Annotated in this window: 14 protein-coding genes; 7 read left to right on the top strand and 7 right to left on the bottom strand. The window is 67.5% G+C overall.

Annotated features, from left to right (window positions below; genetic code table 11):
• Positions 1 to 51: 51 nt before the first annotated feature.
• The 5 genes from D3273_RS20965 to D3273_RS20945 form a co-directional block, all read right to left on the bottom strand.
• Positions 52 to 1845, bottom strand: a complete 1794-nt coding sequence (locus D3273_RS20965; RefSeq protein ID WP_129228845.1) for a beta strand repeat-containing protein — start codon at positions 1843 to 1845, stop codon at positions 52 to 54.
• Between the two features lie 220 nt (positions 1846 to 2065).
• Positions 2066 to 3850, bottom strand: coding sequence for a glycosyltransferase (locus D3273_RS20960; RefSeq protein WP_129228844.1), 1785 nt, complete (start codon positions 3848 to 3850; stop codon positions 2066 to 2068).
• 58 nt (positions 3851 to 3908) lie between these two features.
• On the bottom strand, positions 3909 to 5006 hold the full coding sequence (locus tag D3273_RS20955) for an acyltransferase family protein (RefSeq protein WP_165359600.1): 1098 nt from the start codon (positions 5004 to 5006) through the stop codon (positions 3909 to 3911).
• Between the two features lie 12 nt (positions 5007 to 5018).
• Entirely contained in the window at positions 5019 to 6242 is a 1224-nt protein-coding gene (locus D3273_RS20950) for a glycosyltransferase family 4 protein (protein ID WP_129228842.1), read from the bottom strand.
• Between the two features lie 33 nt (positions 6243 to 6275).
• Positions 6276 to 8111: an HAD-IIIC family phosphatase gene (locus D3273_RS20945; RefSeq protein ID WP_129228841.1), complete on the bottom strand. Its 1836-nt coding sequence runs from the start codon at positions 8109 to 8111 to the stop codon at positions 6276 to 6278.
• Between the two features lie 181 nt (positions 8112 to 8292).
• Here D3273_RS20945 and D3273_RS20940 point away from each other — a divergent pair, with 181 nt between their 5' ends.
• The 3 genes from D3273_RS20940 to D3273_RS20930 all read left to right on the top strand — a co-directional run bounded on the left by D3273_RS20940 (position 8293) and on the right by D3273_RS20930 (position 12610).
• Positions 8293 to 9702: a hypothetical protein gene (locus D3273_RS20940; protein WP_129228840.1), complete on the top strand. Its 1410-nt coding sequence runs from the start codon at positions 8293 to 8295 to the stop codon at positions 9700 to 9702.
• A 127-nt stretch (positions 9703 to 9829) separates the two neighbouring features.
• Positions 9830 to 10948, top strand: coding sequence for an acyltransferase family protein (locus tag D3273_RS20935; protein WP_165359599.1), 1119 nt, complete (start codon positions 9830 to 9832; stop codon positions 10946 to 10948).
• Positions 10949 to 10981: 33 nt separating this feature from the next.
• Positions 10982 to 12610 carry a glycosyltransferase family 4 protein gene (locus D3273_RS20930; protein ID WP_129228838.1) on the top strand — a complete coding sequence of 543 codons (1629 nt, stop codon included), beginning with the start codon at positions 10982 to 10984 and terminating at the stop codon, positions 12608 to 12610.
• Between the two features lie 279 nt (positions 12611 to 12889).
• Here D3273_RS20930 and D3273_RS20925 read toward each other — a convergent pair whose 3' ends face one another.
• The gene (locus tag D3273_RS20925) at positions 12890 to 13684 is read right to left on the bottom strand and encodes a hypothetical protein (RefSeq protein WP_129228837.1); all 795 of its coding nucleotides are present in this window, start codon (positions 13682 to 13684) and stop codon (positions 12890 to 12892) included.
• Between the two features lie 910 nt (positions 13685 to 14594).
• On the opposite strand from D3273_RS20925, the gene D3273_RS20920 reads away from it, so the two are divergent.
• Entirely contained in the window at positions 14595 to 15077 is a 483-nt protein-coding gene (locus D3273_RS20920; protein WP_129228836.1) for a hypothetical protein, read from the top strand.
• Positions 15078 to 15114: 37 nt separating this feature from the next.
• Here D3273_RS20920 and ltrA read toward each other — a convergent pair whose 3' ends face one another.
• The gene (gene ltrA / locus D3273_RS20915) at positions 15115 to 16404 is read right to left on the bottom strand and encodes a group II intron reverse transcriptase/maturase (RefSeq protein ID WP_346432558.1); all 1290 of its coding nucleotides are present in this window, start codon (positions 16402 to 16404) and stop codon (positions 15115 to 15117) included.
• Positions 16405 to 17107: 703 nt separating this feature from the next.
• Here ltrA and tnpC point away from each other — a divergent pair.
• The 3 genes from tnpC to D3273_RS20895 are packed head-to-tail and all read left to right on the top strand — an operon-like array spanning position 17108 to position 20030.
• Positions 17108 to 18376, top strand: a complete 1269-nt coding sequence (gene tnpC / locus D3273_RS20905) for an IS66 family transposase (protein ID WP_129228834.1) — start codon at positions 17108 to 17110, stop codon at positions 18374 to 18376.
• 14 nt (positions 18377 to 18390) lie between these two features.
• Positions 18391 to 19701, top strand: a complete 1311-nt coding sequence (gene istA, locus D3273_RS20900) for an IS21 family transposase (protein WP_428977794.1) — start codon at positions 18391 to 18393, stop codon at positions 19699 to 19701.
• Positions 19698 to 20030, top strand: a complete 333-nt coding sequence (locus tag D3273_RS20895) for an ATP-binding protein (protein WP_281011362.1) — start codon at positions 19698 to 19700, stop codon at positions 20028 to 20030. Before istA ends, D3273_RS20895 begins: the two co-directional genes overlap by 4 nt.
• Positions 20031 to 20101 lie beyond the last annotated feature (71 nt).

Below are 20101 nucleotides of genomic sequence, written 5' to 3'. Positions count from 1 at the left end.
GGGGGCAGCGAACTGCCCCCCGTCCCCGTGTCGGACTGCCGTGCGGCAGGATCAGCCGATGAAGTCGCCCTTGGCCAGCGAAGTCGTGGCTTTGATGTCGACCAGCAGATCGGTGACGTTCGTGCCGGGGGTGGTGGTCCCCGCCATACCACCGGTGTTGGTGGCGACAAGAGCGTAAGTGTCGGTGCTGCCCTGATAGGTGAAGGTTGCGCCGTTGACGCCCGCGCCGTATTGCTGGGTCAGAATGGCCTCGGCAGCAGCAGCAGCCTGGGTGAGGCTAGTGCCGGTGACGGAACCGATGTTCGAGAAGTTTGAAATCGCCTTGCCCGTCGCGGCGATCTTGTCGGTGCCGCTCACCATGTCGGTGATGACGTCGTTGCCCGAAGCCGTGCCAGCCGCGGAGTTGGTGCCGGCGACGGAGGCCGCAGCGGTGGCATCAGCGAAGCGGAACACGTCGGCACCAGCGCCGCCCGTCACCGTCTCGAACAGCGTGGTGGAAGTGCTGCCGTTGTTGATCGAGTCGTTGCCCGAGCCGCCGAAGATCAGATCATTACCAGAGGTCTGACCGGTAATCTGGATGTTGTTGTTGCCGTCGCCGTTGCCGACCGCGTCATTGGCAGCGTTGCCGCCATAGATCGTGTCGTTGCCGAGACCGAGAGCAACGATAGAGTTGTTGCCCTCATTGCCGTAAACGAGGTCCTTCGCGGTCGCGCCCGTCACCGAGCTACCGAACACGACCGTATCGTCGCCCATGCCGCCGTAGATGGTGTCCGTACCGGCGCCCGACAGCGTATCCGAGATGGCATCATTGCCCTGGTTGCCAAGGATGATGTTGTTGGCCGTGGCACCGGCGAGGATGACGTCGTTGCCCTGGCCACCAACTAGCGTGTCCATCTGGGTCGTGCCCGCGACAGAAACCTGACGCGTGGCGTCGATGGTGTCGTCGCCGTAGTTGCCGAGGATGAAGTCGTTGCCGGCCGTCACACCGCCGACCACAATCGAGTCGTTACCGTCGCCAGCTGCACCCGCCAGAGAGTCGATCGCCGCGTTGCCGGTGCCGCCAAGGATGGTATTGTTGCCGCCCGAGACGGAGATGATGTCGTTACCTTCGCCGCCGTAGATCAGGTCAGTAACGCCGGTGGTGGAGTTAGCGTTAACAACGTTGATGACGTCATTGCCGGTACCGCCGAAGACGGTCAGGTTGGTGGCATCGGCCGTGATGGAGTCATTGCCCTGGTTGCCCAGGATAAAGGCCGGGCCGCTGGTGGACGCCGTGCCAGTCGCGCCGCCGACCGTGGAGCCGAAGTCGATGACGTCGTTGCCGTAGCCGCCGATCAGCTCGGTGGTGCCCTGGGCGGTCGAGCCGAAGCTGGCCTGGGCGCCAGCGACGGTGGTACCGAGAATCGTATCGTCGCCGTAATTGCCGAAGATCACGTCGGCACCGGAGTCTAGTCGAGCGTCGATAAAGTCGGAACCACCACTGGTCGAGTCGATCGAGGCCGCGCCCGTGTCGCCGACGATGGTGGCGTTGCCTGTCACGCCGGCGGAGATGACCGTATCCGCTCCCTCGTCGCCGTAGATCAGCGGGGAGCCGGTACCTGTACCACCAGCGACGCCATACTGGATCGAGTCAGCGCCCTGGCCGCCGAAGATCGTGTCGCTGCTGCCGTTGCCCTGGATGGTGTCCTGGCCCTGAAAGCCATAGATCAGGTCCGCGTTGGCCGTGCCAGTCAGGCTGTTGTTGCCCGAGTCGCCTTGAATTGTCTGCGCCATTTCAACCGTCTCCACCGTGGCTGCACAGGACGGGCTCGTCGCTGCGCCCGTCGCGCTGTCTTCAGCGAGCAACCGCTTCCATACGGAGGGCCTCCTGAGATCGCCGCCCTACGTACCGAAGCGGAAACAAACCTGCAAGCGAGATGTCCCCTTTCGGCCCCTCCGCGGACTCCGTGTGGCGCATCGGCAACAGGCAGAAATCAGCCATCGCCGCAGCGCGGGGTGGGCCGATTTCAGCCACACGAAGGCCGCAGCGCGATTCGGCGTCGGGCGGCGCAGATCGCTGCAGCCGTCAAACTACCGTCATGGTGCGGCTTTTCAGCAACGCCGCCAGATGGAAGCGACGGGCCCACAGACCCGCGTACCAGTCCCGCCGCGCCAGCGCCGCGGCGGCCAAACTTCGGCCGTGGGCCACCTCGGTCCGCGCCGCACCCGCAACTTCAGCGCGCAGGGCGGGGTCCTCGACTAGCCGGCGAAGCTGGGCCGGCCAGTCCGCAAGCATCGGCGCCAGCAGCCCCGTGACGCCGTCGCGGACCGAATCGGCGTAAACCACCGGGCTCGCCACGCTCGCCAGGCCGAAGCTCGACGCTTCCACCCACTTGACGTCGCTCTTGAAGCGCTCGCCCGGGCCACCTTCGAGCGGCATCAGGGCGACGTCGCAGTCCGACATCAGCCGGAGATAGCCGTCGTAGGGCTGGGCGGGGTGGAACGCCTTGGTGCAGGGCCCGAGCGCCTCGAAGAAGGCGCGGTCGTGAACCACAACGAATTCGACGTTCCGCCGTTCGGCCGCGAACGGAGCCAGCGCGGCGCCGACCTGGCGAGAGAAACTCTCGCGGTTGAGGGCGCCGTAAAACACCCGCACCCGCCCGTCCGAAGCAGGGCGCCGTGCTTCGCCCACCACCGCGCGCGCGGCATTCGGGAAGGCCTTGACCTCGGGGTTCCAAGCCCGGATGGCCTCCGCCATGGCGGGCGTCGACGTCTGCGCCGCGTGGGCGAGGCACACACTCCGCCAGGACCGGTCGTCCACGGGCACCTTGTGGACGGCGCCGAGCAGATCGGGGTGGTCGTCGAGCTCCGTCACCAGAATCCAGCCGCGGCCCACGACCTCGTCCACAATCCGTCGCCAGCGGTCGAGGTCGTTCATGGCGGGACGCTGCAGCACCAGCACCTTGGGCTGGTCCTTCGGCAGGCGCGGCAGCTCGATGCGCTTCTCCGACAGCGAGGTCGCGACGCCGGGCAGCCGCGCGAGCGCGGCCAGCGGGATATGGGTGCGCACTTCGAGGAACTGCGGCGCCATGGCGGCGACGTGGACGTGCAGGCTCGGCACGCCCGCCGCCACGGACGGCGGGGGCAGTTCGGCGGCGGGGGGAACCGCGGGCCGCGACGCCGCAGGTTGCGTCGCCGCGGAGCCGAGGCGGCGATAGGCGGAGCGCACCGCCGACGGGTGGGCGGCGGCGGCGGCCAGAAAGCGCTGCACCGCCGACGGCGGATGCGGCCCGAAGGCCACGAACCCGAGACCTCCCCCGTGCGCGAAGGCGAAAGCGGGGTGACGGGCGCGCAGTTCCTCCCAAAGCGCGCGAGGCCCGATCCCTGATGGGCCGGCCTCGAAGCCATGGACGGTGACGACCGCGCGGTCCGACAGCTTGGCGCGCCAGGGCGCGAAGACGGAAGCGCCGCCCGACGCGACGTGGAGAAGGTCGACGCTGCCGTCGTCCACCTGATCGGCGGCCCCGGCCGGAGCGCGTCCGAGGACCCGGGATAAGTCGCCGTAACGCGCATCGTGGTCGGCCAGGAGCGCCGGGTGGAAATCCTCGACGCAGGGCGACGCGGTCAGCCTCACGTCGGGGCCGAGGGATCGCGCGGCTTGACACAGGACGCGGTAGGACGCGCCGTCCCGAGTGCCGATCTCCGCGATCCGGCGCGGGCGCAAAGCGTCGACCAGCCAGAAGGCGAACGGTGCATGGTGCACCCAGGTGCCAGGTCCGACCATATCCGGAAGGGCGAAGGCGGCCGATGTGAGAAAAGCGTTGAGGTCCGGCGCGATATCTGAAGTTTGGCGCCCGTCGGTATCCGTCATATTGTCTCGCCCTCAGCGGACACGTTCGATCCGCCGTGGCTCCGCCTGCGGGTGGCTATCACGCGCTGGATTCGGCCTCAAGACCGGGAGAGTCGTGCGCCAGGGCGCGGAACTTCAGCCTGAGCGCAGGCCGCTCGACGAAGGTCCAGGACAGGGCCGCGAGGACGCCCGCGGCGCTCAAAGCGGCGAAGGTCTCGGCCCAGAAGCCAAACCCTCGGGGAAGCCGCGTGACGGCCAGAACCTGCATTGGGTAGCTGTAAAGGTAGAGCCCGTAGGACAGGTCCCCGAAGGCGCGATAGCGGCGGCTGAACAGCAGGGGGCTGCGCCCGATCTCGATCGACAGCGGCACCGCGAGTAGCAGCAATCCCGCGCGAGTCGCCTCGGGGGTCGGCGCCAAGGCCACCAGGGCCGCCGTGACCAGCGCCAGACGCAGACGGCTCAGGTCGTCCTCCACCGCCGCATAGAGCGCCCCCGCGCAGAAGATCATGCCGAAGCGAAGCAGGTTGAAGCCGTTCACGTCGGCGTAGAAAACTTCGGCATCGGGCGCGGGCCCGGCGGAGATGCGCCACAAGTAGCCGAGCAGGAGGATCACCGCGCCGGCGATCAGGGGCCGTTTCGGACGGATCCCGAGCAAGCTCGAAAACGTGCCCAGGGCGAGCAAGCCGAGATAGCAGAGCAGCTCGTATTTCAGCGTCCAGATCGGTGTGTCGACGCTGGCCCATCGCGCGTCGGCGAAAACGCCGGGAAGCTCGAGGCGCGTCGGCGGGAGCAGGATCGCGGCCCCGTGGATGAGGTAGGCCCAGGTCCGCCCGTCAAACCAATAGGCGCCCGGAGGCAGCGTCGTGACCGCGCCCCCGAGCGCCACGCAGAACAGGGCGTTGGCGGCTGCGCCGGGGTAGATGCGCAACACGCGCGCTGCCAGGAAATTGGCCGGTCGCGGCTCCCGCGCGAGGCTCTGCGCCACGAGGTAGCCGCTCACCGCGAAGAAAACGAAGAGCCCGATGTTCGACAGCGTGATGCCGAGCGGGCCCAGGGTCAGCTCGGGCCTGCCCGCGAGTTCACACTGGTGACCGAAGAAGACGCACAGGGCAGCTGCAATCCGCAGCGCGTCGAACGAATTTCGCCGGCCAGCGGCGGGACCGTCCTCATTCGCCACGTTCGGCAAAAGTCAACGCCGCCCGATGAGGCTGTCGATGAGGCCGAGTTGGCGCGGCAGACAAACGGATCTCAGGTCGAACTCGCGCACGGCCATACGCCGAGCATTCTGCCGGATTTGTTTGAAGCTTTCGGGCTGCGATAAGGCCTCGCCCACGCGGGTCGCGAGTGCCATGTGATCCTTGAAATCGACGAGCAGGCCGGTCTGGCCATCAGTGAGCACTTCTTCGACGGGCGCGGTCTTGGAGCCGATTATAAGGCACTCGCTCGCCATCGACTCCACGAGAGACCAGGACAAGATGAAGGGGTAGGTCAGATAGATGTGCGCCATGGAGACGTGCATCGCGGCCCGAAATTGGGGGGGCTGGAGGTAACCCGTGAAGTGGACCCGGGACGCGTCAAACGAGACCTCCGCCAGCATGCGCTTCTTGTAACTGTCTCCCTCGGGCAGCTTCACCCCGTAGCTAACACCTTCCATCCCGACGATGAGGATTTCGGCGTCGGGATGGAGGCGCTGGATCTCGGGTATCGCACGCATGAACACGTGGAAGCCCCGATAAGGCTCCAAGTTACGAGATACGAACGTGACGATCTTCTGGCCCGCCCTCAGTTCCTTGCCGCTCTCGGTGACGAAGACAGCGTCCGGCTTGGGGCCGATCGCCTGGGTGTCGACGCCCTCATGCATCACCGACATACGCGATTGGATGCTGGTCGGGTGCGTGCTGTACTGCCACTGCGTCGGCGTCATCCCCCAATCGCCGGACGCCGCGGCCAAAAGGGAGATCGAATTCATCACTCTCGCCCTCAGGGTCCCATCGACGGCCGCCGGGTATTCGGGGTCGAAGTTCATGTCCTGACCGATGGCATTGTAGTAAAATTCGAAGTAATTGAGCAGCGGCACGTCAGGAAGAGCGTCCTTCACAAACATCGTCTCGCCCCAGCCGCAATGGCCGACGACCACGTCCGGCCGGAAGCCCTTGGACTCGAGGTTCTTAATCGACCTATAAACCGCTTGGCCGTGCAAGACGCCTTCCTCAGTGGACACCAAATAGGGATGCTGGTCCTCTCGGGGCTTGCGGCTGAGCTCATACATCACCTTGGTGACGTTGCCTATCATGTTTTGCTTGTTTTTCGTGATGAAAGCGACTCTATGCCCCCGATCACGTAGGTATAAGCAGAGATGCAAGAACTGCCCTGGCATGTTCTGATGGATGAACAAGTAGCTGCGTTGTGTCATCGAGGGTCCGGCCGGGGCTGATCGTTTCGCCACTTAGCCGATGATGTCCGGGGTGTAAACCGCGCCCTCCTCGCGCCCGACGCGCCAGTCCGCGTGGACCTTCAGGATGCGCCGATAGAGCCGATGATACACGTCCCGCGCGAAATGGAGGTGGGACAGCTTGCGCAGTTCGTCGCGCGAGCGGACGCACTCCGCTGTGTCGACCACAGAGACGTTCGGAAAACGGCTCGCCAAGTCCCGCAACAATCCGTTGACGGTCGCCTGCTCAGGAAACTCCACCGTTCCGCCGTCGGCCGTGTTGGCGAAGGTGAGGGGTAGGATCAGCACGAGCAGGCTCCCGGCCGGCACCGCGCGGGCGAGCCGATCGTACTGCGCCGGCCAATCGATGGCGGCGAAGGGGACGTGCTCCCAATTGCGGACGAGCGTGCTGACCCACCCGTTGAAAGCTGCGGCCCGCTCCCCCGCGAGCCCGTTGGCGTCGCAGAAGTCTGCCACCGCTCCCTCATCGACGGGGCGCGTCAGGTCGATCCCGAAGAGCTTTACGGGCACGGTGATCCCGAGCGCGCGATGGCGAAACAGCGGCACTTGGGAGTCAGCCGAATTGCTCAGAACTAAGCAGGCTGACTCCTCGGCCGCGGCGAGGAACGAAGACGCCAGATCATCGGACCTGAAACCGATGTCCGCCAGCGCGGCCGCGCCCTCCTGAGTGCACGCGCCAGGCTGGTCGAACAGCGTCGCGACGTGGCTGGCCCACACCGTCTGGCCGTCGCGCGGAAACACGAACTCGGACGACACGTGGGGTGTCGAGAAGGCGAAAAAATGTCGCAGGACTTCAAGCTCGCAGCCGCCCCGCAGCCGCACACGGCGGGGCGACGCGATCGCGGTGGGCTCGCCGCCGCCCGTGAGGTCGAGCTTATTAATCCAGTCGGGGGACGCGTCGAGGGTTGCGACGACGTCACCCACCACGTCGAGGCGGGGCCGGCCGAGCCTCTCGTACACCCATTGTTCGACGCCCAGGCCGAGGATGCGACACGAGAAGGCGAAGTGGATGAGGTAGGGCTCGACCCAGATTCCGTCCATCATCCAGAAGCCGACGATGCCGTGGTCGCCGAAGCGGTCGCTCACCTTCACGACGGCGGCGCGCCGTCCCGAGGTGGCATGGAGCTGTGCCCGCAGGGCTTCGCGCGCCGCGTCGCGATCCTCGGGGAGGCGCACTTTCGTGAAATTGAGCTGGTTGGTGCGGTTGACGATCTCGACCGCGCGGTCGAGGTGCACCTCGACGTCGTGGTCGATCTCGACCCGGATAGCGCTCGCCCGCAGGAACTCTCGGCCGTCGCCGGCCTGTCGGCGCCTTTCGCGGCCGCGGCGCTCCAGCAGACGGTAGTGCTGGAGCCTCGACAGGTCGCGGTCTTCCTTGCCAGCCAATAGTGGGTCGCCCAACAGCGCCACCACGGCGCGCTCGTCTATCACGCGGATGCCGGGCACCGCCGCTGCCACCTCGGCGCGGTTCGTCGCGCTGTCGTCGATGAAAAGCACCGTTTCCGGGCGAAGCTGAACGGCCTCGACGATGGCCTTGACGCGGGGGCCTTTCGCGCTCCAGTCGATGCTTGGGAAGACGAAGAAGTCCCACAAGCCCCGGCCGACCAACACGGCCTCGACGGCTCGGTGGTCGTTCTTGGAACAGATCGAGCTGACGATACCGCGCTGCGCCAGTTGCCGCACCGCGGCTTCGGCCTCGGTAAGGTGTTCCGTGATGCCGCCTTCCGTCAGCGTTCCACGCCAAAACGTCTCGTCGAGATCCCAAACCACGAGGCGGACCGGCTCCCGTACGGCGGCGTCACGCGGCCCGTGGTCAAGACCCAAATTCAAGGCGAGCGCTCCGGCCGAACCCCTGGTCGCGGGGGCTGCGGCACCATAGGGGCGCGCCGACGACGGTCAACCGGTGCGACGCCGACGAATGCGCTGTTCGTGGGGAGCGGCATCGCATATCGTGCCGCGACCCGACGGCCCGCGCGGTCTCGGTCTATCCCTCGTCCTGGAGCGGGCAAGCGTGCGGTGGTTCTTTTTCACGTTTGCCGCATGCCTTCTGATCTGTGTCATGCGCAACGCGGTGGCCGTCACAGCGCCGCTGCTGGTCTGGGACGACGTTCTGATCTTCAATGACTTCTTCGCCGGACGGGGATCGCTGTTCCATATATACCCAGACAACATCAGCCTGGCGCCCAACATCATCTTCCTGGTCAGCTTCGCGTTCTTCAGCCTCCCGCTGCTGCCAGCGGGGCTACAAACCATGGCGGTCGTCTTCTACGCCGCCATGACGGCCGTGCCGAGCCTTCCCGCCTTCGCGGCGGTGATCCCCGATCCTCGCAAGCGGGTGCTGCTCGCAGTGTGGATCGCCGCCATGCCGCTCAGCGACCTTTCCCTGATACTGTCGCCGGACTACCAGAACTGGTCCAGCATGATCCCGGTCTTCCTGTTCACCGGGCTGTTGGCCGCGGCGGCCGCGGCAGCGGAGCGCCCGCGGGTGTCGCCCCTTTGGTCGGCGTTGCTTGTTCCCTGCGCACTCGCCAATCCGCTATCGGTCGCAACAGCGCCGTTCAACGCCGTGGCGGCCGCTGTGTCGTGGCGCCGGGGGATGGCCGCCACCGCGGTTAATGCGGCGCTCCTCGCGGCGGCGGGCTTGGCCGCGGCGCTCCTCGCCGCCGTCACCGCACCGCAGATGGGCGGCGGGTCCGGGATCGGCGCCCCGCAGGTGTTGGATGCCGCTTGGAGGGCCGGCCTGTTTCTGCTTGACCGCGGCTTCCTCGAAGCCCTTCTCGGCTCACCGGCGCGTCAAGCGGTGCTCGACGCCCTGCCGGCCGCCGGAGCGGGGCTGGCCCCCACCACACTCTACGCGGCTGCGGCGGCCGCCGCAGCGCTCGTGATCGGCCTTGCAGCCGGCAATCGGCAGCGCCCCGTGGTGGCCTTCGCGGCAACACTGGTGGGCGCCGCCTTCGTGTACTCCTTCGTAGTTCTCGTCACGCTCGGCCCCATGCGGGGGCTCGCGGCGAGCGACACCGGCATCCTGACGACCTTCGGGCGCTATTGGTTCGTCCAGAAAGTCGCCGTTCTCACGGCGGTCGGCGCGCTGCTGCTGGAAGCGTCGCCACTGTCCCCCCGGCTCAGCCCCTATGCGGCAGCCCTGGCGTTGGGGGCCTTCCTGATCGCCTACGCTGCCGATGCCGACACGGGGTCCCGCTACGGTCTGTCGGGAAAAGCCGACCCGCGCCGCGCGGACCGGGAGCGGAGGTCGGCGACTCAGCGGGCGTTCCTTGAGGCCGTTCAGGCGGCACAACGACGACACGCCGCGGGCTGCCTGCTCGAGCCAGGCGACTCGGCCGCTCCCCTGCTCCGGCTGACCCTGCCCGAAGGCATACGTCCGCCGGCCGACGCCGCGGAGACTGCGTGCTCGGTGCCGTGAACCGTCGAACCTGGCTCGATTGTCGGTCCGGGCCGCTGCCCCCGCCGCCTTTCGCTTCTGCGGCTCGCAAGTCCGGGGTAAGGTCGCGCGGCGGGGCCGACCGCGCCACAACCGCGACAGGGAGCACATGAGCGAGAACCGAGGTGCCGAACCGGACCGTAGCAACTCTTTCGACGCAGTACGCCTCATCGCTGCCCTGACGGTCCTCCTGGCACACCAGCAGAATATCGCCGGCTACACGCTGGCAGGGTATGGGCAGCCGTCACTCGGCCCCTTCGGCCCCAAGCTCGCCGATGCGGGCCTCTATGTCTTCTTCGCCCTCAGCGGCTATCTCGTCTACCAGAGCCTCGACGCGGACCCCCGCGCCGCGCGTTTCCTGTCGTCTCGGGCCCTGCGCATCTATCCGGGCGCGGTCGTAAACACCGTCGCGTGCCTGCTGTTCGGCGCGGCCGTCACGACCCTGTCGGTCTCGGCATACTGGGGCGATCCCGAAACCCGCCGCTACCTATTCCACAACGTCGCGATCCTGTTCACCCCGACGCAGTTCCAGCTCCCGGCGGTCCTCGCCGAATCTCGCTGGCCCGCCGTCGACGTCCCGATCTGGACCCTGAAGTACGAGATCCTATGCTATCTAGTGTTGCTGGTCGCCTACAAGCTGATCGGCCCGAGGCCGTGTTTGAGGCGGGCATGCTTTTCCGGATCGGCGCTGGTGTGGACGGCGGCTTTCGTGGTGCAGCGCGCGTTTCCCGCGCTGCTACCGTCCGGCGCCGACACGCTCGCCTCGTTCAGCGGCGTCCACGTTATCCGGTTTTTCATGGTGTTCTTTTCCGGGGCCGCCTACGCGGCCAGCGGGCCGTCGACCGGGGCGGCCCGAGCCGCGGCCGCAGCCGTCCTGGTCTCGGCCATCGCGTTCATCCCGGTCACCGAACTCAGGTTCACCCTCACGACCCTCCTGATCGGGTTCACCGCCATCGAAATCGGCCGGTCTCGCCTGCTGTTCAGCCACGCCTACCGCCGCTGCGGCGACCTGTCCTACGGCACCTACCTCTACGCCTTCCCGATCCAGATGCTGACGCTGAGCCGGTGGCTCGACGCGTCCAACTTCTGGTGGCTGACCTTGGTCGACGTCGCGGTCGCGCTCGTTTGCGCGGTCCTGTCCTGGCACCTGGTCGAACGGCCGGCTCTCCGGCTGAAGCGGGGCCGGCGGGAACGGGACGCGCCTCGGCGAAGCCCCTCGCTCGCGTGAGCGGCACGTGCCCTCCAAACATCGAGATGCACCTTGATCTACCCGACCCTCTTCCTCAACGAAACCTTCGCGGCGCCGGTGGACGGAAAGGTTTACGGCATCCACTCCGCGACACAGGGGTTCGTCAGGGCATTCTTAGACTATGCGCGGCCCGCCGAACTGCGGTTCAGGACCGACAAGGAAGATGTCAGAGTGGCGCTGCGCGATGAGGCGGCGCGGGCCGACGTGCCGATGACGGAGATCGAGCGCGCTGACGACATCAACCGGTGCGCGATGTACTTTTCCGTGCCGCAAGCCGATGCGTTCTGGCTTCGTCGGTCGGCAGGCGCTGCACGCTACGCGATCTGCGGCGTCCACCACTCGCTGACCGGGGCCGGGCTGAGCGCACACATGCGCGACCTCATCTTCGCTCCGACCGAGCCGTGGGATGCGCTGATCTGCACCTCACGCGCTTCGAGGGACGCGGTCCAACGCATGGTGGAAGGCTGGACCGATTTCCTGGCGTCGCGCGGCGGCGCCCTGCCGGAGCCGCGGCTGCAGTTCCCCGTCATCCCGCTCGGCGTCGACACCGCCACGTTTCGGCCAGCAAAACGCGATCGCTTCGCCGCGACCGGGTTGCGGGCCAAGCTGGGCATCCCGCCCGACGCCTTGGCGGTCTTGTTCCTCGGCCGGCTGAATTTCAGTTCCAAGGCCCACCCGCTCCCAATGTTCCAGGCTCTGGAGCGCGCCCGGAGCGATTCCGGCCGACCGATCCACCTGCTGCAAGCCGGATGGTTCCCGTCGGACGCGGTCGCGGAAGCCACGGCCGCGCTGGCGCGCGAAGCGAGCGCTTCCGTGGTCCATCATCACATCGGCTCGGTGTCGGGCGCCGGGCGCGGCGACGTCTACGAGGCCGCCGACGTCTTCATATCCTTGACCGACAACATCCAAGAGACTTTCGGCTTGACGCTGGTCGAAGCCATGGCGAGCGGCCTGCCGGTGGTCGCCACGGACTGGGACGGTTACCGCGATACAGTGGTGGACGGCGTTACAGGCTTCCTCGTCCCGACCACCATGGCGCCTGCCGGCGCGGGCCGGGAGATCGGGCTCGCCGCGGGTCTGGGCGGCCGTCCCTACAACCGTTCCCTGATGGACGCGGCGCAGGCTACGAGCGTCGACGTCGACGCCGTCACACGGGCAGTCGTCGCGCTCGGTGCGGACCCTGTTTTACGGAGCCGGATGGGCGAGGCCGGACGCCGGAGAGCCGAAGCGCTGTTCGATTGGCGCGTCGTGATCGCAGCCTATCGCGAACTTTGGGCCGAACTGGACGATCGTAGAAATGCCGAAGGGGCGTCGGACAGTTCGGCCGTCGACGATCCACTCCACCCCGACCCATTCAGGGTCTTCTCCGGGTTCGCTTCCCGAAGATTCGACACCGGCGCTTTGCTGCGCCTACACCCGGACTGGCGCGCGCGTTTCCGCATGGGCACCGGATCGCCGATCCTCAGGGCTCAAAGTGATCTCCTGCTCGATGCTGGCGGCATGCAGAGGCTCGTCCAAGCACTTTACGAGGGCGCCGGGGTGACCTGCGCGGGCTTGTGCACTCAGTTCGGTGATGAAGCGGGGCGGACGACGCGCAGCCTGTTCTGGCTGATGAAGCTCGGGGCGGTCGAGGTCGCCTAAGGGAGCGCCGAGGCAGACGGCCCCGCTGCCGGACACGCAACGGGGCGCTTCGATCCCGTCCTCGTCAGCGTGACTGCTCCGCTGGCGGCAGCACTGCTCGGCAAATGAAGCTCTCTTAGAGTGGAACGGAGCGTCCATCTTCGACGACCAACGCGCGGCCATCAAGCGCGCGATCAACGCGGCGATAAGCCCCGACCTTGTCAAACACAAGTGCTACGGAGCGCCGCTCGCCGGCTGCTCCCCCAGTTTCTTGGAGTCGGATACGCGGCGCACGCTTCATCAGCTCATGCGGTCCCGATAGCGACCGGCGAAGGCGAAGGCGCCCACGTGCTCGATCTCGTGGTCGACGGCGACCCAGATCTCGCCGCCGCAGGTCTCGGTCCAGCGCCGGCAGAACGACAAGTCTTCGCCGAGCGGGAGGTTGTTGTCCTGGATGATGGGCCTGAAGCACTGCAGGAAGCGGCCTGAGTAGCCGTCGGCGATCATGATCTCCGCGCCGACCCCCATCAGGTCAGGAATGGCTGCCATGCGCTCGAACACGTGTCGCTGGATGAGCATGATGCCGGTGCCGGCCGCGCTCGCCCGGACGAATCCCTTTTTGGTGACCGGGCGGCCGCCCTCGTCCGTTTGGAAGCGCGGTAGCACGTAGCGGGATGCCAGGGACTGCAACCGGCAGGGCGCGTCCAAGGATCGGGCGACCCGCCACACGGCGTCGAACTGGAGGTCGCGCGCCGGGTAGATCGCGCCCACCACCGGCTCGTCGAGGTCGAGCATGTCGAGGATCAGCTCGGGGCGGAACCCATGGTCGGCGTCGATGAAAAGCAGGTGCGAGAACGACGCATTCTCGAGCATATGGGTCGCGAAATAGTTGCGCGCCGTGTCGATCCCAGCCGACACCAGCGTGCCCATAGTGAGGTCCACTCCCGCGTCGGTTCGCCGCAGGTGGTTCTGTAGCCTGAACAGGCTCTTGGCATAGGCAAGCGTCACGGCCTCGTTGAGAACCGGTGTGGCGATCAGAATGTGCGATCGTGGCGTCATGGCCTCGGCTTTAAACATTGATGCATCAGCCGACAAGGGGCCTCGCGGCATTGGTGGCACGGTGTCGGTACGGCCGCACACTCTGGTATCGATACCTACGCGGCCATCCTCAACACGCTATCCGGGTGCCAAAATCCCGTGCCGGGTTGAGCAGATGCTGTCTGACCGCTGGCCTACACCGAATCATTTCGCAACAAAGCAGCGGCCCCGCAGCCCGGTGGAGAGCCTTGTGCGGAGCCGCCTGAAGAGATCAGAGTGGCAGTATAAACCTCGTCGCTGCGCGAGCCGGCACGACACGCAAATACAAATAAGTACTTACAAATCATTCAACCTATCTGAACCAAGTTTTACTGACAGATTTCGACTCCAAGGTGTTTTCCGTGGTTGAAAAGACGGACACCTGACTGCCCAATCCGCCGTAAGCGCATTCTGGATTATAGTGCAAACGCTATGGGCGCCGCCACCCTTCTGGGCAGCGGGGCAAATCCTCGTTTGCAAAGCTGCAAGACTCGCCTCCGACCGGCTCCCGCCATAGAACATAATAGGAACAAACCGGAGGCCGTCATGCAATCGGCGATGCGGTCAGGCTGCGGGACAAAGCGGTTCACGGGCGACGGCGCGAGCTGGCGGGCGAGGTCGGCAAGGTCGGCAAGGTCGGGGATGTGTGGCAGGCCGGGGACGAGACGCATTGCACGGTCGTCTACGAGGCGTAGCAATACCTGATCTGGGACGCGCCGGCGTCGGATTTCGAGCCGGTTGTTGTCCTCCACTGAAGCCGCGCCGGCTTCCCGGTTGCTCGTCGACTGGCCGGGGGTCATCGTCGACGTCGAATGCTCACTTTGTCCCCGCCGGGGCCGCTACCGCCTGGCGCGATTGGCCGACCGCTACGGCGCGGCCGTGCCCCTCGCTCGCCCTTTTGGAAGCCATTGCCGCCGACTGCACGCTGATGAAGCCGGGGGAGAAGCCGCGCCAGTACGAGGCGCGGTGCGGGATACGCTACGTCGTCCCGCCGGCCGGGCCGCTGCCGGCCGACGCGCCGGCCCGCGCGGGCGCACCGCGCCTCGACCCGGCGAAGACGGCCGGCCGGAAGAAACTCGGCTACGACGGGCCGGCGCCGACGATCGCGCAGCTGCGCCGCCAGGGCATCACGTCCCTGTCGGTGACGTGCCACGGGTTGTGGCGGGGCTGCACCTGCCACAACACCACGAGCCTGCCGCTCGATCGCCTGGCGGTGCCGGACGACACGGTGTTCCTCGACCTGTGCCGGCGGCTGCGGCTCGTCTGCAGCCGCTGCGGCGGGCGCAAGACGCACATCGTGCCGCTGTGGCCCGACGTCCGGCAGGCGCGGGCGACGAGCTTCGGCATCGACAGCAAGCCGACGATGCCGGGCACGGTGGTGCCGTACTTGATGCCGGGGTTGGAGGGGTGAAATAGAAACGCCCGCGCTGGGATCGCGGTAGGGACGCTCATTGCTGAGCGCCCCCCGCACAGAACCGAGCGGGCCCAATTCGGGCACTCGGCTCCCACCTCGGGTGTTTGACGGCGAAGCGCTCACTCGGCCACGGATGCAGGATACGTGGTCTCGGCAGCCAGTCGGTGGCGAGCTTCCTCATCCGCTCCCAGGTGGTGAAGTCCCGCTGGCTGCGCCGCCGGAGCGAGCGCCTCCAGAGTTCCGTCACCCTGTCGCGGAACGCACTGAGTGCACGAGCGTTGGTCGGCACCGCGTGATAGTTGAAGAAGCCGCTCACCACCTGGGCGAGCCACGCACCCTGGACGGGGATCGGCTGGTGCCTTCTTCGCCGCAGCTCCTCCTTCACGGCCTTGAGCTTCGCCACCATGCGGTCGCGGCGCGTCAGCCGCAGGAGCAGGAACCTGCCCCGCAGTGACTTGCCGCACACGAAGGTGAAGCCGAGAAAGGCGAAGGTTTCCGGTTTGCCGAGGCCGCGCCGGGCCCGCGCGGCCGCCGCATGGCGGCCGAACTGGATCAGTCGCGTCTTGTCCGGATGGAGCGTGAGCGAGAAGGAGGCGAGCCGCGCCGCCAGCGCCTCGCGGAAACGGACGGCGTCGGCTTCGTGCTCGAACCCGACGACGATGTCGTCGGCGTAGCGCACGATCACGACGTTGCCCCTGGCTTCCCGCCGTCTCCAGCGGTCGGCCCACAGGTCGAAGGCGTAGTGCAGGTACACGTTGGCGAGCAGCGGTGAGATCACCGCGCCCTGAGGCGTGCCCCTGTCACTCACCTCGACCCTTCCGTCATCGAGAACTCCGGCCCTGAGCCACTTCTGGATCAGGCGGAGCATGCGCGGGTCGGCGATCCGGTGCTCGATGAAGCGCATCAGCCAATCCTGGCTGACGTCGTCGAAGAACGACCGGATGTCCGCGTCCAGGATGTGGTTCACCTTCGTGCCGGAGATCCCGACGCAGAGCGCGTCCAGCGCATCGTGCTGGCCGCGCCCAGGCCGGAACCCGTACGAGAAACCGAGGAAGTCCTCCTCGTAGATCCCGTTCAGCACCGCCACCGTGGCCCTTTGGACGATCTTGTCCTCCAGGGCCGCGATGGCGAGCGGGCGCTGTCGCCCGTCCGGCTTCGGGATGAACCGCCGCCGGGCCGGCTGCGCCCGATAAGCCCCTCGCTGGACCCGCCGATGCAGATCGTCGATCCTGCAATCGAGATCGGCCTCGTAGGCCCGCCACGTCAGCCCGTCCACGCCGACGGCCGCGTCCCGCCTGAGGGCGAAGAACGCCGTCCGCAACATGGCCGGGTCGAGGTGGTGAAGGAGCGAGGTGAACCGTTCCGTTTTCCGGCTTCGTGCCGCTTTCCGTACACGCGCCAGCACCTGTGACACGCTTTCCCGGTCCTGAGCCCGGCGCGTGCGCTGCTGGTGCGCGTTTCCCTTGGCCCCCTCCCTTGGCTCCACCGGCTCCGCCGCCGGCATCCCGGCTTTGTTCGTCGGCTTCGCAGCTACTATGGAGGGGTCTGACTTCTCCGGCCCGTGCATCATCGGCTTCGGCTCCTCGCCTTCCCGATGCGGACCGGGCGGCCGAAGCCGCCGGCCAGGCCGGAGATCTCCCGGTTCCCGCGCAAGGAGCGTCCACACATGCCAGGGTCTCCGACCGCGCCGGACCGTCGGGGTGCTCGCGCTGGCGCTCCCCGCCGTGTTGCCTTCCGCCTAATTAACGGCGTCGGCGTCCAGGACTTCCCGATTTCGCGGCTCAATGGCTGGCCTGTGTGCTCCCCTGCCGACGCTTCGCCCCTGCCCTCACGGGCAGACACGCACGGCTCGGGGCCGATGTGGATCGCTACTCCTTCACCGCAGTGGACTTGCACCACTTACTCCTTGCCGGTCTCCCGGCGCACTAATTACCCAGGGGGGTCCGGCGTGCCTGGGACCGGGCGGCCGCGCCTGCGGTGACATTTTGGGCCTTGTGTCGATGCCAAGGGCCTGATTCCCTCGTGGCATGGGTCGCGAGGATCTCGAACGGCTGAGCAAGCCGGAGCTGGTCGAACTGGTGCTGAAGCTTCAGCGGCCGGTGAAGACGTCGCGTACCTCGTCCAAGCCTCCCTCGACGGACCGCAAGGAGCGGCGCGAGCAGTCCCGCCCGGGCGGGGCGAAGCCGGGCCACGAGGGCCACAAACGCGTGCTCACGGCCGATCCCGACGCCGTCGTCGATCACCGCCCGACCGGCTGCCCCGGCTGCGGCCTGGCGCTGTCGGACGATCTGCCGGCCGAGGTCGTCAGCCTTCACGAGGAGATCGACATCCCGCCGGTGAAGCCGCGCGTCGAGCACCACCGGCGCTTGTCGGTGTGCTGCCCCGGCTGCGGCGCGCGCGCCGTGGCGGAGCGGCCGGCCGGGGCGGGTGCGACGCCATTCGGCCCGCGGCTGCACGCCCTCGCGCTGTACCTGAAGACGTTCCAGGCGCTGTCCTACGAACGGCTGGAAGGCGCCATGAAGGACCTGTTCGGCCTGACGATCAGCCAGGGCGGCCTGATGAACATGCTGCGCCGGGCCGAGGCGCAGTTTGCGGGCGGCCGCGACACGGCGCTGGCCGCGCTGCACCGCGCCAAGGTGGTGGCCTGCGACGAGACCGGCATCCGCATCGAGGGCACCAACAGTTTCCATTGGGTGTTTCGCTGCGCCGAGGCCGTCGTCCACCATGTCGCCCCGACGCGCGCCGCGTCCGTGGTGCGCGACGTCATGGGCGAGCACCGGCCGGACGTGTGGCTGTCGGACCGTTACTCGGCCCAGCAGGGACACGCCGACCGTCACCAGACCTGTCTGGCGCACCTCGCCCGCGACGTCGCCTACGCGCTGGACGGCCGCGACGAGGCGCTGGCGCTGGCGCTCAAGCTGTGGCTCGGCTCGGCCTTCGCCCTGGCCGAAGCCGTCACCACGCTGGCCACATCCACGGTTGCGGCCAAGCGGCGCGCCCTGGAGCGGCAGCTCGACGAGCTGCTGGCCAGAGCGACGATTTGCGATCTCACCCGCGCCGTCCAGGACAAGATCCGCCGGGCCCGCGACCAACTCCTCACCTTCACGCTCTTTCCCGGCCAGGTCGAGCCCACCAACAACGCCTGCGAGCGCGATCTCCGGCCAGCCGTGATCCAGCGCAAAGTCACCAACGGCTACCGCTCGACCTGGTCGGCCGAGGGCGAGGCCGCGGTCCGTGTCAGGCGCCACGGTAAACCCATCCGGCGGCGCCACGAGGAACCCATCCCCCCTGCGTAGCAGGGAGTGCAGCGATGACCGATATTTCGATGAACTCTCCACCCGGGATCGACGGGCGGAGACAGCGGATGAGAACGCCGGACGAGGTGGTGGCGATCCTGCGGTTGCACGATCAGGGATGGGGCACGCGGCGGATCGCGCGGGAAATCGGGTGCGATCGTGAGACGGTGAAGCGCTACCTGGCCTCCGGCCGGTGGGCGAGCTGCCGGGTTGCGAAGCGTCCTGGGATGCTGGACGAGCATGCCGGCTGGATTGCCGAGCGCTTCACGCGGCACCACGGCAATGCCGACGTGGTGCGCCAGGACTTGGCTTCGGAGCTGGGCATCGTGGCCAGCCTGCGGACCGTCGAGCGCGCGGTGTGTCACCTGCGGCGCGAACTCACCGCGGCGACGTTGGCGACGGTGAGGTTCGAGACGCCGCCGGGCCGTCAGCTGCAGATCGATTTCGGCCAGCGCCGGATAGTGCTGGAGGACGGGGAGGTCGACAAGGTCTTCCTGTTTGTGGCGACGCTCGGCTACTCGCGACGGATCTATGTCCAGGCCTTCCGGCACGAGCGACAGTCGGCCTGGCTTGAGGGCATCGAAGGCGCATTTCGCCACTTCGGCGGCCTGCCGGGCGAGTTGCTGCTTGACAACGCCGCCGCGCTGGTCCGGCACCACGACGCTGCCACGCGCGAGGTGGAATTCAACGATCGTTTCCATGCCTTCGCCCGGTACTGGTCGGTGCGACCGGTGGCCTGCGCACCCTACCGCGCCCGTACCAAGGGGAAGGACGAGCGCGGCGTGGGCTATGTGAAGCACAATGCCATCGCGGGCCGGCGCTTCGCATCCTTCGGGGCGCTGGAGGCCCACCTGGCCCGGTGGATGCGAGAGGTGGCCGACGTTCGGGTGCACGGCACGACGGGTGAGCCGCCGGTCGTGAGGTTCGAACGGGACGAGGCCGCCGTGCTTCGCCCGTTGAACGGCCGCCCGTCGTTCCGGCAGATGCGCGAGGTGAGCCGGCAGGTGCAGAGCGACGCCTGCGTGAACCTCGACACCAACCACTACAGCGTGCCGTGGCGGCTGATCGGCGCGCAGGTCACCGTCGAAGTGGGCGACGGCCAGGTGCGGATCTCTCACGCTGGCGTCGAGGTAGCCTGCCACGATCTGCGCCTCGGGCGTCGGGAGCGTGCCGTCGATCGGGCCTACCTTCACGGCGTCGTGCCGGAAGAGCGGGAGAAGCCCGGCCCGGTCGAGGCCGATCCGGCGATCGCCGTCGCGCCACCCGAGATCGCGCTGCTGCGGTCCCTGGCCGAATACGAGCAGCTCGCGGGAGGTGGCTGGTGAGCGCCGGCGTGGACGCGCTGCCCGACATGCTGACCCGCCTGAAGCTGACGGCGATGCGCGACCGGCTCGACGGGCTGCTGGACGAGGCGGCCCGGGGTGACCTGTCGCTGCGCGAAACGCTGGCGCTGCTGTGCGGGGCGGAGGTGGCGCACCGCGAGGAGCGACGCATCCAGATGGGCACCGCCATCGCCAAATTTCCTCACCAGCGCACGCTGGAGGCCTTCGACTTTGCGGCCCAGCCTTCGCTCGACCCTAAGCAGGTTCGGGACCTCGCGGCCTGCCGCTGGGTGGCCAACGGCGACGCGCTGCTGATCCAGGGGCCGCGGTAGCGTCCACGGAGCTGGTGGAGTTTTGGAGTCGAGGGCGGTGGGCGGAGCTCCGCACATGGCGGAGCCCGCCG

The sequence above is a fragment of the Lichenibacterium minor genome (assembly GCF_004137685.1).
Lineage (GTDB): Bacteria > Pseudomonadota > Alphaproteobacteria > Rhizobiales > Beijerinckiaceae > Lichenihabitans > Lichenihabitans minor.
The sequence above is the reverse complement of the archived record's forward strand: the minus strand, read 5'-3'. Positions and strand labels throughout refer to the sequence as shown.

Excerpts from the sequence above, each read along its gene's own strand:
- D3273_RS20960 (WP_129228844.1), bottom strand. The coding sequence starts at position 3,850 with ATGACGGATACCGACGGGCGCCAAACTTCAGATATCGCGCCGGACCTC.
- D3273_RS20950 (WP_129228842.1), bottom strand. The coding sequence starts at position 6,242 with ATGACACAACGCAGCTACTTGTTCATCCATCAGAACATGCCAGGGCAG.
- D3273_RS20935 (WP_165359599.1), top strand. The coding sequence starts at position 9,830 with ATGAGCGAGAACCGAGGTGCCGAACCGGACCGTAGCAACTCTTTCGAC.
- D3273_RS20920 (WP_129228836.1), top strand. The coding sequence starts at position 14,595 with ATGAAGCCGGGGGAGAAGCCGCGCCAGTACGAGGCGCGGTGCGGGATA.
- ltrA (WP_346432558.1), bottom strand. The coding sequence starts at position 16,404 with ATGTTGCGGACGGCGTTCTTCGCCCTCAGGCGGGACGCGGCCGTCGGC.
- tnpC (WP_129228834.1), top strand. The coding sequence starts at position 17,108 with ATGGGTCGCGAGGATCTCGAACGGCTGAGCAAGCCGGAGCTGGTCGAA.
- istA (WP_428977794.1), top strand. The coding sequence starts at position 18,391 with ATGACCGATATTTCGATGAACTCTCCACCCGGGATCGACGGGCGGAGA.